The organism is Streptomyces sp. NPDC053367 (assembly GCF_044545925.1).
In the GTDB taxonomy this organism is placed as follows: domain Bacteria; phylum Actinomycetota; class Actinomycetes; order Streptomycetales; family Streptomycetaceae; genus Streptomyces.
The window spans coordinates 266,241-278,633 of the sequence record NZ_JBITYN010000010.1; the positions used below are offsets into that span (position 1 = coordinate 266,241).

The following is a 12,393-nucleotide window of genomic DNA, read 5'->3' on the forward strand; positions in this document are numbered from 1 at the left end:
AGTGGCTTGTCCTTTCCTTCCCTCTCGCCTACCGGGTTAGCTGACGGGTTCGGAGCAGGAAGGTCTCCTACGGACCCCCTCGCGTGACGCGCGGGCGTCCGATTCACCCCAGGGACTTCGATGGGTCCCCGGCTCCCCTGGCTCGCGCCGTACGGGGACTCGGCGATGACTGTCCGGTGCCGCGGGTGCGGCGCACTGCCTGACGGACAGCCCGGACGACACTAAGGGGATCATCGTTCGATCCTCTAATGGATCAGGCTTTTTGTAGCGCACGCCACAGGGCAGACAGGCAGCATCTCCTGCAATTCACGGCCAACTCGGACAAAGAGGGGCCCTGATGACGCTCCGGTCACCAGGGCCCCACGCGTGTGTGGCGCGAATTCGCCGCCCTACTCGGCGGTCACCACGGTGACTTCACCGATGCCGAGGGCCTCCACGGGCTCCTTGATCTGCGCCGCGTCGCCGACGAGGACCGTCACCAGCCGGTCCACCGGGAAGGCGTTCACGACGGCCGCGGTGGCCTCCACCGTGCCGGTGGCGGCGAGCTGCTGATACAGCGTCGCCTGGAAGTCGTCGGGCAGGTGCTGCTCGACCTGGTCGGCGAGGGTGCTCGCGACCGCGGCGGCCGTCTCGTACTTCAGCGGCGCCACCCCGACGAGGTTCTGCACGGCAACGTCCCGCTCGGCGTCGGTGAGGCCCTCCGCCGCGAGCGTGCGCAGCACGGTCCACAGATCGGCGAGCGCGGGGCCGGTGTTGGGGGTGTCGACGGACCCGCTGATGGCGAGCATCGACGCGCCGCTGCCGTCGGGCGCGGAGCGCAGCACCTGTCCGAAGGACCGCACACCGTAGGTGTAGCCCTTCTCCTCGCGCAGGACGCGGTCCAGGCGGGAGGTGAGGGTGCCGCCGAGGCAGTACGTGCCGAGCACCTGGGCCGGCCACACGCGGTCGTGGCGGTCGGGGCCGACCCGGCCGATGAGCAACTGCGTCTGGACGGCGCCGGGGCGGTCCACGATGACGACCCGGCCGGTGTCGTCGGCGCTGACCGGGGGCACGGGCCGGGGCGCGGCCTTGGAGCCCGTCCAGGCGCCGAGGGTCTCGCCGAGCAGCGCGTCCAGGTCGAGGTCCGTCAGGTCGCCGACGACCACGGCGGTGGCGGTCGAGGGGCGCACATGCCGCTCGTAGAAGGCGCGTACGGCGGCGGAGTCGATCGCGGCGACCGTCTCCTCGCTGCCCTGGCGCGGGCGCGACATGCGCGAGCTCTGCGGGAACAGCTGCCGCGAGAGCTCCTTGGCCGCGCGCCGGGCCGGGTTGGCCATCTCGTGCGGGATCTCGTCGAGGCGGTTGCGCACCAGCCGCTCGATCTCGCCGTCGGCGAAGGCGGGCGCCCTGAGGGCGTCGGCGACCAGACCGAGGGCCTTGGCCAGGCGGGAGGCGGGGACCTCCAGACTGAGCCGCACGCCGGGGTGGTCGGCGTGCATGTCGAGGGTGGCGCCGCAGCGCTCCAGCTCGGCCGCGAACTCCTCGGCGGAGTGCTTGTCGGTGCCCTCGGAGAAGGCCCGTGCCATGATCGTGGCCACGCCCTCCTGGGCGGCCGGCTCCGCGTCGAGCGGCGCGTCGAGGAGGACCTCGACGGCGACGACCTGCTGGCCGGGGCGGTGGCAGCGCAGCACCGTCAGGCCGTTGTCGAGCGTTCCGCGCGTGGGCGCCGGGAAAGCCCACGGCCTGGCCTCGCCCGGCTTGGGCTGCGGGTGGAAGTCCATCGTGGCGAGCTCGGTCACTTCGCCGCCTCCTCGTTGTCGTCGTGGGCGGCCTCGACCATGGCTTCGGCCTCCGGGTCCTCGGGGAAGTCCTCGTCCTCGGTGTGCTCCGCGGACTCGGGCGACAGCGGCTCGTAGACGAGCACCGCGCGGTTGTCGGGCCGCAGCCGCGCCGCGGCGACCTCGCGGACCTCGTCGGCCGTCACCTCCAGGACACGCTGTACGGCGGTCAGGGCGAGCTGCGGGTCGCCGAACAGGACGGCGTAGCGGCACAGTTCGTCGGCGCGGCCCGCGACCGTGCCGAGCCGGTCCAGCCACTCGCGCTCCAGCTGTGCCTGGGCGCGCTCCATCTCCTCGGCGGTCGGGCCCTCCTCGGCGAACCGGGCGAGCTCCTCGTCGATGGCGGCCTCGATGACGGGCACCTCGACGTCACCGGAGGTCTTCACGTCCAGCCAGCCCAGCGAGGGCGCCCCGGCCAGGCGCAGCAGGCCGAAGCCGGCCGCGACGGCCGTACGGTCGCGTCGTACGAGCCGGTTGTAGAGGCGGGAGGACTCGCCGCCGCCGAGGACGGTCAGCGCCAGGTCGGCGGCGTCGCACGCGCGTGTGCCGTCCTGCGGCAGCCGGTAGGCCGCCATCAGCGCCCGCGCGGGCACCTCTTCCTCGACGACCTGGCGCAGCTGCTCGCCGATGATGTCGGGCAGCGTGCCGTCGCGCGGGGCGGGCTTGCCGTCGTGGGCCGGGATGGAGCCGAAGTACTTCTCGACCCAGGCGAGCGTCTGCTCGGGGTCGATGTCGCCGACCACGGACAGCACGGCGTTGTTGGGCGCGTAGTAGGTGCGGAAGAACGCGCGCGCGTCCTCCAGCGTCGCCGCGTCCAGGTCGGCCATCGAGCCGATCGGCGTGTGGTGGTAGGGGTGGCCCTCCGGGTAGGCGAGGGCGGTCAGCTTCTCGAACGCGGTGCCGTAGGGCACGTTGTCGTAGCGCTGGCGGCGCTCGTTCTTGACGACGTCGCGCTGGTTCTCCATGGACTCGTCGTCGAGGGCGGCGAGCAGGGAGCCCATGCGGTCGGCCTCCAGCCAGAGGGCGAGCTCCAGCTGGTGGGCGGGCATGGTCTCGAAGTAGTTGGTGCGCTCGAAGCTGGTGGTGCCGTTGAGGGAGCCGCCCGCCCCCTGCACCAGCTCGAAGTGGCCGTTGCCCTTGACCTGGGCCGAGCCCTGGAACATCAGGTGCTCGAAGAGGTGAGCCAGACCGGTGCGTCCCTCGACCTCGTGGCGGGAGCCGACGTCGTACCAGAGGCACACCGCCGCGACCGGGGTCAGATGGTCCTCGGAGAGCACCACGCGCAGGCCGTTGGCCAGGCGGTGCTCGGTCGCTGTCAGGCCGCCGGAGCCTGCCTGGTCTGTGGCCGTGTGACCCATGGGCATGTACGTCCCTTCGATCGCGGATGCGGTTGCTGAAAACCGCTGTTCTCCTGCCGGTCCTGCCACTGTATGCAAGCGTGCGGACCGCCGGTGGAGTTCCCGGCCGCCGTACGCCCAGAGCGAGATCCCGTAGCCTGCGCTCAGTCGTGCCTCCACGGGCGACGCCGGGTCCGTTCCGGCGTTGTCAGTGCCGAGGTCCACAATGGTCCGCGTCAGATCCGTCCACACGCCTCAGCAAGGAGCCGGCAGCGATGGCCCGCCGCAGCACGAAGACCCCGCCGCCCGACGACTCGTTCGAGGAGCGCATCCTCGACATCGACGTCGTCGACGAGATGCAGGGCTCCTTCCTCGAGTACGCGTACTCGGTCATCTACTCCCGAGCCCTGCCCGACGCACGCGACGGCCTGAAGCCGGTGCACCGCCGCATCGTCTACCAGATGAACGAGATGGGGCTGCGCCCCGACCGCGGCTATGTGAAGTGCGCCCGCGTGGTCGGCGAGGTCATGGGCAAGCTGCACCCGCACGGCGACGCGTCGATCTACGACGCCCTGGTGCGCATGGCCCAGCCCTTCTCCATGCGGTTGCCCCTGGTCGACGGCCACGGCAACTTCGGCTCGCTGGGCAACGACGACCCGCCCGCCGCCATGCGGTACACCGAGTGCCGGCAGGCCGAGGCGACGAGCCTGATGACCGAGTCGATCGACGAGGACACGGTCGACTTCGTCCCCAACTACGACGGCCAGGAGCGCGAGCCGGTCGCCCTGCCGGCCGCCTTCCCGAACCTCCTGGTCAACGGCTCCTCGGGCATCGCGGTCGGCATGGCCACCAACATGCCGCCGCACAACCTGCGCGAGGTCATCGCTGCCGCCCGCCACCTGATCAAGCACCCCAACGCCGATCTGGACGCGCTGATGCGTCATGTGCCGGGCCCCGACCTGCCCACCGGTGGCCGGATCGTCGGCCTGTCCGGCATCCGCGACGCCTACGAGACCGGCCGCGGCACCTTCAAGATGCGCGCCACCGTCTCCGTGGAGCCGGTCACCGCGCGCCGCAAGGGCCTGGTCGTCACCGAGCTGCCGTTCACGGTCGGCCCCGAGAAGGTCATCGCCAAGATCAAGGACCTGGTCGGCTCGAAGAAGCTCCAGGGCATCGCCGACGTCAAGGACCTCACCGACCGCGAGCACGGCCTGCGGCTGGTCATCGAGATCAAGAACGGCTTCGTGCCGGAGGCGGTCCTGGAGCAGCTGTACAAGCTGACGCCGATGGAGGAGTCCTTCGGCATCAACAACGTCGCGCTGGTCGACGGACAGCCCCTCACCCTCGGTCTCAAGGAGCTGCTGGAGGTCTACCTCGACCACCGTTTCGAGGTCGTGCGCCGGCGCAGCGAGTACCGCCGCGGCAAGCGCCGCGACCGGCTGCACCTGGTCGAGGGCCTGCTCACCGCGCTGGTGGACATCGACGAGGTGATCCGCCTGATCCGCTCCAGCGAGAACTCCGCGCAGGCCAAGGAGCGCCTCATGGCGCACTTCTCGCTGAGCGAGATCCAGACGCAGTACATCCTCGACACCCCGCTGCGCCGCCTGACCAAGTACGACCGCATCGAGCTGGAGGCGGAGAAGGAGCGGCTGAACGCCGAGATCGAGGAGCTGACCCGCATCCTGGACTCGGACACCGAGCTGCGCAGGCTCGTCTCCAACGAGCTGGCCGCGGTCGCCAAGAAGTTCGGCACCGACCGCCGTACGGTCCTGCTGGAGTCCGCGGGCTCCCCGGTGCCCACGACGTCCCTCCAGGTCGCCGACGACCCGTGCCGGGTGCTGCTGTCCTCGACGGGGCTGCTGGCCCGTACGGCGAACGCCGAGCCGTTCGCGGAGGACGCCGACGGGCGGCGCACCAAGCACGACGTGATCGTCTCCGCGGTGCCCTCCACCGCGCGCGGCGAGGTGGGCGTGGTGACCTCGGCGGGCCGGCTGCTGCGGATCAACGTGGTCGACCTGCCCCAGCTGCCGGACACCGCGGCCGCTCCGAACCTGTCGGGCGGGGCGCCGCTCGCGGAGTTCGTCTCGCTGGAGGACGACGAGACGGTGGTCTGCCTGAGCACGCTCGACGAGTCCTCCCCCGGTCTGGCGCTCGGCACCGAGCAGGGCGTGGTCAAGCGCGTGGTCCCGGACTACCCGGCGAACAAGGACGAACTGGAGGTCATCACCCTCAAGGAGGGTGACCGGATCGTCGGCGCGGTCGAGCTGCGCACGGGCGAGGAGGACCTGGTCTTCATCACGGACGACGCCCAGCTGCTGCGCTACCAGGCCTCGCAGGTGCGCCCGCAGGGCCGGCCGGCGGGCGGTATGACGGGCATCAAGCTCGCCGACGGCGCGAAGGTCATCTCCTTCACGGCCGTCGACCCGGCGGTCGACGCGGTGGTGTTCACGGTCGCGGGCTCGCGCGGCACCCTCGACGACTCGGTGCAGACGACGGCCAAGCTGACGCCGTTCGACCAGTACCCGCGCAAGGGCCGCGCCACCGGCGGCGTGCGCTGCCAGCGGTTCCTGAAGGGCGAGGACTGCCTGTCGCTGGCCTGGGCGGGCGCCGCTCCGGCCCGGGCCGCGCAGAAGAACGGCACCCCGGCCGAGCTGCCGGAGATGGACCCGCGCCGGGACGGCTCGGGCGTGTCCCTGGCGAAGACGGTGGCGTCGGTGGCGGGGCCGGTCTAGAGACCGGACCCCGGCTCCGGGTCGACGCCGAGGTCGGCTTCCGGGTCAACCCCCGGGTCGGCCTCCGGGTCGGCCTCCTCGCCGGGCTCCTCGTCGGGTGCCTGGTCCCGCGCCTGGTCGTCCGGGTCGCGTACGTAGCGCAGTACGCCCCACATGCCGTGCTCGTCGGCGTGTGGGGCCTCGCTGGTGCAGGCCTCCAGTTCCTTGGCGAGAGCGGGCGCGTCGATCCCGGCGCCGATCAGCACCAGCTGGGTGAGCCGCGCCCCGGCGGCCGGCCACGGCTCCGGCTCGAAGCGCAGGAACCGGCCCACGGCATGGACGCCGTAGCGGTTGCCCGGGTCGTGCGGACCGAAGTCGACGTACCCCTTGATCCGGTACAGCCCCTCGGGCCGGCTGTCGAGGAACGCCATCAGCCGGCGCGGGTCCATCGGCGTCCCGGAGGCGAAGGACAGGGTGTCGTAGGCCGCGTGGAGATGATCCGCGTGGGCCTCGTCCGGGCCGTGCTCGAGGTCGTGCTCGGAGTCGTGCTCGGAGTCGTGATCGTGGAGGTCGTCGAAGGACAGCTGCCCGACGCGCTCCTCGCTGGGCCGGCAGTCGAAGAGCAACTCCGGGTCGACACGACCGTACGACGCGGGGACGACGGCCGCCCGGTCGACGAGGGAGCGCACCAGCTCCAGTACCCGCTCGCCGTCGGCGGCCCGGTCGGTCTTGTTGACGATGACGAGGTCGGCCAGGGCGAGATGCCGGTCGATCTCGGGGTGCCGCGCGCGCGTGGCGTCGAACTCGGCGGCGTCGACGACCTCGACGAGCCCGCCGTACACGATCTCCGGCAGCTCGCTGGCGAGGACCATGCGCACGAGTTCCTGCGGTTCGGCGAGCCCGCTGGCCTCGATGACGATGACGTCGATGCCTGCCGCGGGATGCGCGAGCCGCTCCAGATAGACGTCGAGTTCGCTCGCGTCGACCGCACAGCACAGGCAGCCGTTGCCGAGGGAGACGGTCGAGTCGCCCAGCGCGCCGGCGACGGCCATGGCGTCGATCTCGATGGCGCCGAAGTCGTTGACGATCGCGCCGATACGACTGCCTGCGCTGTGGTGCAGCAGGTGGTTGAGCAGCGTGGTCTTGCCGGAACCCAGGAATCCGGCAAGCACGACGACGGGGATCTGCCGCGGACGGGGACCCAATGTGCGACCTCTCTCACGCCCGGGCGCGCTCCGGATCGCGACCGGGCACGCCGCCGAGGATTGAATGCCGCCCCAGGATACGAGCCGCAGGAATCACGGCGAAGTGAACGATTGTTAGCAGCATTTGCGGGGCAGACGTCTGGCAAGGTGCCGGGGCGTGCTGCGGGCGTGCGACCCTCGCTTCCCTCCGTGCGCCTCCTTCCTCCGCCTCCGCGCCGATCAGAGCCGCTCGGCACCCTGGAGGTGGCAAGCGCCGCCCATCGCTCGCCGGTCCCCCTCAGTCGACCTCAGTCGACCCACATCCCGACGACCGGCGGACGGTGCCTGATTCGGGGGTTGACATGGCCACACGGAAGCACCTCGTGGGGAGGCTGAACTCCGCCGCACTCGCCTTTCTGATCTCCGCCACCACCCTGACACTGGCCGCACACCGGCGACACCTCGACGAGGCACGACTGCAGCAGCAGCGCCTGGAACTCCAGGAACTGGCCGTGCGACGCCGGGCGTTCGCCCATCAGCAGCGCATGCACTGGGAACTGCTGTCCAGGGCGATCGACGACCCCTCCCTCGCCGCGGTGATCGACACCTACGACAGGAGCATCCCGGCGGAGAAGCGCCGCCAGTTCTACTACGCCAACGCCTGGTACACCTACCTCTTCCACCAGTACCGCGCGGAGGTGCTGGATCGGCACGAGCTCTACACGGTCCTGCGCGAGTTCTTCCAGAGCCCGCTGTTCCGGGAGTACTGGGAGGCGTCCAGGGCGCAGCGCGCGACCCTCAAGCAGTCGTCCGAGGAGGCCACGATCGGCCGTATGGTCGACGGCCTCGTCCAGGAACTCGACGAGGCCGACACGGACGAATGGTGGGTCGTCGGCCACCCGCCGGCCGACTGAACGCCGCCCTGCCGGCCGTCGATCCGCCTCACCGCTGACCCGACAGGGTGTCTTTCGCACGTCTGCGCCCGTCCGTCCCACCGGCCCCAGTACGGTGCTGTCCGAGAACTGTGCCCAGCCCGCCTAAGGACCGGTACCCCCTTGAAGATCGTGCGCCGCATCGGTGTGCCCCCGAGCGCCCGAGGTAGCAACTCAGGAGCCAACTGCCCGGACGTGTTCGAGCTGAGCGACGGCAACTTCGCCGTCATCGGCACCGAAGCCACCGAGGCACTGGAGCGTGAACTCCCCTCCGACGCCTCCCGTGCCGACTACGAGCGCATCGTCATCGTGAGCCGGGAGACACTGATCCGCGCCAAGGCGGACATCCCGGACGCCTGATCCCTTGGACGTCCTGGACGCCATATTCCGCAGACCTCCCCGGAGGCCTTGCCCCGTAGACCTCCCGGAGGCCTTGTCCCGTAGACCTCCCGGAGGTCTCATTCGGCAGACCCGGCACCCCGTCCTGCTCGATCGCCCTCGATGTGGCCCGGCGCCCGGACGGCACCGCGCCGCACGCGTGTCAGGCGACCCGCTGAACTCCGGGCACCGGCACGGGCGGCACGGGGCCGACGTACCGCGCCACCGGCCGGATGATCTTCGGATCCTCCGCCTGCTCCAGGACGTTGGCGCTCCAGCCGACCACTCGCGCGGCGGCGAAGGTCGGCGTGAACATCTCGCGCGGAAGCCCGCACAGCTCCATGACCAGGCCCGCGTAGAACTCGACGTTGGTGTGCAGTTCCCGGCCGGGCTTCAGCTCGGCGAGCACCGCCTCCACGCCCCGCTCGACCTGGACGGCGAAGTCGACCCGTGGACCGCCGAACTTCTGCGCGATCTCCCGCAGCATCCGGGAACGGGGGTCCTCGGTGCGGTAGACGGCGTGCCCGAAGCCCATGATCCGGTCACCGGCGAGGACGCGCTCGCGCACCCAGGAGTCGATGCGGTCCGGGGTGCCGATGGCGTCGAGGGTGTCGAGCGCTCTGCTGGGGGCACCGCCGTGCAGCGGCCCCGACAGTGCGCCCACGGCCCCCACGAGACAGGCGGCGACGTCGGCGCCGGTCGAGGCGATCACCCGGCCCGTGAAGGTTGATGCATTGAATCCGTGGTCAATGGTTGAGATCAAGTATTGCTCGACCGCCCTGGCCCGCCACGGATCGGGCTCCTCGCCGGTCAACATGTACAGGTAGTTGGCGGCGTACGAGAGGTCCTCACGCGGCGGCACGGGGTCGAGGCCCCGGCCCAGCCGGTGCAGCGCCGTCAGCAGAGTGGGCACGGCGGCTGTCGCCGTCACCGCGTCCGCGCGACGCTGGGCCGCGTCGATGTCGTAGACGGGCCGGAAGCCCTGGGCGGCGCCCAGCAGGGACAGCGCGGTGCGCAGGCCCGCGAGCGGACCGGAGCGGCCGCCGGCCGCGGCGATGGCGGGCAGCGCCGCCGCCACCTGGTCGGGCAGTCGCCGCAGCGCGGCCGTCTCGGCGGCGAAGGCGGCGCCGCGCCGGGCGTCGGGGAGCTCGCCGTGGACCAGGAGATGCCAGACGTCCTCGAAACTGCGGCTCTGCGCGAGTTCGACGGCCGAGTACTGGCGATAGTGGTAGAAGCCCTCGCGTCCTCGTACGTCGCCGATCTGGGTGTCGGTGACGACGACGCCCGCGAGGCCCCGCGGTACGTCGACAAGAGTTGCTGCGGACCGGTTGACGGACATGTTTCCTCCCTGGACTTGATTCGACTGTCCATGGTTGACTTAAGTCCTGTCAATATTGATTGAATCAACATAAAATCAATCCGTCGTAGAACTGGATACGGTGACCTCCATGCGTGATCAGCAATCCGGTGCCGGCCCCGCGGAGCGGCGGCTGAGCACCAAGGAGGCCGCCGAGCTTCTCGGCGTGAAACCCGAGACCGTGTACGCGTACGTCAGCCGCGGGCAGCTCAGCAGCCGGAAGGTGCAGGGCGGGCGAGGCAGCACCTTCGCCGCCGAGGAGGTCGAGGCACTCGCCCGTCGCAACCGGCGGGAGAGCGCGGTCGGTCAGGCCTCCGCCGGAGAGCTGTCCGTGCGCACCCGTCTCACGCTCATCGAGAAGGACCGGTACTACTTCCGGGGCGTGGACGCCGCCGAGCTCGCCGCGCGCCACTCCTACGAGGAGATCGCCGAGTGGCTGTGGACCGGGCGGCTGCGCCCGGGCATCACCTTCACCGCGCCCGTTGCCTCGGTGGCGGTGGCCCGCCGCGCGGTCGACGCCCTGCCCGAGCACGCGGGCCCCACCGACCGGCTGCGCGTCGCCGCGATCGCCGCCGCCACCGCCGACCCGCTGCGCTTCGACCTGTCCGAGGAGGCCGTGCTCGGCACCGCGCGCACCCTTATCCCCACCCTGGTCGCCGCCCTGCCCCCGGTGCGGGGCGAGCGCCAGGACGAGGGTCCGCTGGCCCTGCGCCTGTGGCCGCGGCTGACGGGCAGTCGGCCCGACGAGGCGTCACTGCGCGTCCTGGACACGGCACTCGGCCTGCTGGCCGACCACGACCTCGCGGCCTCGACCCTCGCGGTACGGGTGGCCGCGTCGGCCCGCGCGCACGCCTACGCGGCTGTCTCGGCGGGCCTGGGCGTGATCGAGGGGCCCCTGCACGGCGCGGCCAGCGGGCTGGCCCACCGCATGCTGCTGGAGGTGCTCGACCAGGGCGACGCGGCCCCGGTGGTCGCCGACGAACTGCGGGCGGGCCGCCGTGTGCCCGGCCTCGGCCACCGGCTCTACCCGGGTGAGGACCCCCGCGCGCGTGCCCTGTTCGCCCTCCTGGAGGAGATCCCGGACGCCCGGCCCGCGCTCGCCGCCGCCCGGGACGTCGTGGAGACCACCGCCCGGCACACCCCTCTGCACGCCAACGTGGACCTGGCCCTGGCCGTCCTCACCGTGTCCTCGGGGATGCCCGCGACGGCCGGCGAGACGATCTTCGCGGTCGCCCGTACGGCGGGCTGGATCGCCCACGCGCTGGAGGAGTACGGCGAACGGCCTCTGCGGATGCGGCCGAGCGGCCTGTACTCGGGGGCAAAACCGCCGCAGCCGCTGCCTGAGTAACCCCGCCCGCGACCACCCTGAGTGACCGAAGCGCACCACACCAGTCCCTGCTTCAACGCGGCATTCGTCACCCCACAGCAGGGACACGGATCACCACGACAGGTCACAGCACGGCAACTCAGGTTAGGCTCACCTCTGTGAGTACGTGTGCGACCGTCTCGCGGGACTTCGACGAGCCCGTCGCCGGGACCGCGGCCCCGGCGAAGACCTGGCTGCTGCTGGAACAGCCGGGCCCCTGGGGTGCCCGGGCGCTCACCTCAAGCCATCTGGACCCCGCCCTGGGGCGGGCCCTGGAGGCCGCCGCCAAAGGCACCGGCGTACGCATCGCGCTCATCCGCCGCGCCGGACGCCACGCCGACAGCCACTCGCCCACCGCGCGCCGGGTGTACGTGTCCCACACCGTGCCGGGCCGGGTCTGGCTGCGCGAGGCTACCGTCACCGACCCGCACCGGCTGCTCGACCTCGACCTCGCCGCCCTCGGCCGGGGCGACCACAGCTCTTTCGACGCCGTCCTGCAGGGCCGCCCCCACACGGACGGCCCGCTGGCCCTGGTGTGCACCAACGGCAAGCGGGACCGCTGCTGCGCCCTGCTGGGCCGGCCTCTCGCGGCCGAGCTCACCTCGTCCGGGACCGACGGCGTCTGGGAGGTCACCCATCTGGGTGGTCACCGCTTCTCACCGACGGTCCTCGTCCTGCCGTACGGGTACGCGTACGGTCGTGCCGACGCCCACCTGGTCACGGAGGTCCTCCACGGCGTACGGGAGGGCCGGATCGTGGCGGACGGCTGCCGCGGGGCCTCCGCCTGGGAACGGCCCGGGCAGGCGGCCGAGCTGGCCGTGCGCGAGGCGGTGGGCGAGTGCGCGGCCGAGGCGCTGACCGTCGTACGCACCGACGGCGCGGCTCCCCGCTGGGAGGTGACCGTCGCGCACGTCGACGGGCGCCACTGGCGCGTGACCGTCGGGCAGGGCGTGTCCCTGCCGCCCCGCCCGGAGAGCTGCGGCACCTCGATCCTCGGGGCGCCCGCGCGGATGGACGTGGTGTCCGTGCGCGAACTGACGACGGCGGCGCTGGCGAGCTGACGCTCTTGATCAGTAGTTGATCGTCGACGTCACCGGTACTTGTTCGTCAATGTGACCGGTACTTGATCGTCAGCGTCACGGGTCCTTGATCGTCAACGTCACCGGTGCTTGATCGTGACCTGATCGTGCACTAAATCGAGGCTTCATCCGGGCTTGGTCCGGACTTGGATCCCGGACTTGGATCCCGGACTTGATCCCGGACTTGATCAGGGCCGTTCGTCAGGAAGTCTTGATCAAGAGATCAACCCCA

At 71.3% G+C, this 12,393-nt stretch carries 9 protein-coding genes and 1 riboswitch; of the genes, 5 read left to right on the top strand and 4 right to left on the bottom strand.

Annotation, left to right across the window (positions count from 1 at the left end; translation table 11 throughout):
• Positions 1-10: 10 nt before the first annotated feature.
• Positions 11-175, bottom strand: a riboswitch (cyclic di-AMP (ydaO/yuaA leader).
• A gap of 214 nt (positions 176-389) precedes the next feature.
• Together ACIGXJ_RS27975 and ACIGXJ_RS27980 are read right to left on the bottom strand one after the other, a co-directional pair.
• Complete coding sequence (locus ACIGXJ_RS27975; RefSeq protein ID WP_399650772.1) at positions 390-1,778, bottom strand: M16 family metallopeptidase; 1,389 nt, start codon at positions 1,776-1,778, stop codon at positions 390-392.
• Positions 1,775-3,181, bottom strand: coding sequence for a M16 family metallopeptidase (locus ACIGXJ_RS27980; RefSeq protein WP_399650775.1), 1,407 nt, complete (start codon positions 3,179-3,181; stop codon positions 1,775-1,777). The genes ACIGXJ_RS27975 and ACIGXJ_RS27980 overlap by 4 nt, the downstream gene beginning before the upstream one ends.
• A gap of 248 nt (positions 3,182-3,429) precedes the next feature.
• Between ACIGXJ_RS27980 and ACIGXJ_RS27985 the strand changes: the two genes are divergently transcribed.
• Positions 3,430-5,886 carry a DNA topoisomerase (ATP-hydrolyzing) subunit A gene (locus ACIGXJ_RS27985; protein ID WP_399650777.1) on the top strand — a complete coding sequence of 819 codons (2,457 nt, stop codon included), beginning with the start codon at positions 3,430-3,432 and terminating at the stop codon, positions 5,884-5,886.
• On the opposite strand, the gene ACIGXJ_RS27990 is transcribed toward ACIGXJ_RS27985, so the two are convergent.
• The gene (locus ACIGXJ_RS27990; RefSeq protein WP_399650779.1) at positions 5,883-7,070 is read right to left on the bottom strand and encodes a GTP-binding protein; all 1,188 of its coding nucleotides are present in this window, start codon (positions 7,068-7,070) and stop codon (positions 5,883-5,885) included. The genes ACIGXJ_RS27985 and ACIGXJ_RS27990 overlap by 4 nt on opposite strands.
• A 341-nt stretch (positions 7,071-7,411) precedes the next feature.
• On the opposite strand from ACIGXJ_RS27990, the gene ACIGXJ_RS27995 reads away from it, so the two are divergent.
• Positions 7,412-7,963 (top strand): DUF6082 family protein, encoded by a 552-nt coding sequence (locus ACIGXJ_RS27995; protein WP_399650781.1) that lies wholly within the window; start codon positions 7,412-7,414, stop codon positions 7,961-7,963.
• A 141-nt stretch (positions 7,964-8,104) separates the two neighbouring features.
• A complete protein-coding gene (locus ACIGXJ_RS28000) occupies positions 8,105-8,341 on the top strand; it encodes a hypothetical protein (RefSeq protein ID WP_399650784.1) in 237 nt (78 codons plus the stop codon).
• A gap of 181 nt (positions 8,342-8,522) precedes the next feature.
• Here the strand turns inward: ACIGXJ_RS28000 and ACIGXJ_RS28005 are convergent, their stop codons facing one another.
• Positions 8,523-9,698: a citrate synthase/methylcitrate synthase gene (locus ACIGXJ_RS28005; protein WP_399650786.1), complete on the bottom strand. Its 1,176-nt coding sequence runs from the start codon at positions 9,696-9,698 to the stop codon at positions 8,523-8,525.
• 109 nt (positions 9,699-9,807) lie between these two features.
• Between ACIGXJ_RS28005 and ACIGXJ_RS28010 the strand changes: the two genes are divergently transcribed.
• Both ACIGXJ_RS28010 and ACIGXJ_RS28015 read left to right on the top strand, forming a co-directional pair.
• Complete coding sequence (locus ACIGXJ_RS28010; RefSeq protein WP_399650788.1) at positions 9,808-11,064, top strand: citrate synthase; 1,257 nt, start codon at positions 9,808-9,810, stop codon at positions 11,062-11,064.
• 137 nt (positions 11,065-11,201) lie between these two features.
• Complete coding sequence (locus ACIGXJ_RS28015; RefSeq protein ID WP_399650790.1) at positions 11,202-12,143, top strand: sucrase ferredoxin; 942 nt, start codon at positions 11,202-11,204, stop codon at positions 12,141-12,143.
• The last annotated feature ends 250 nt before the right edge of the window (positions 12,144-12,393 follow it).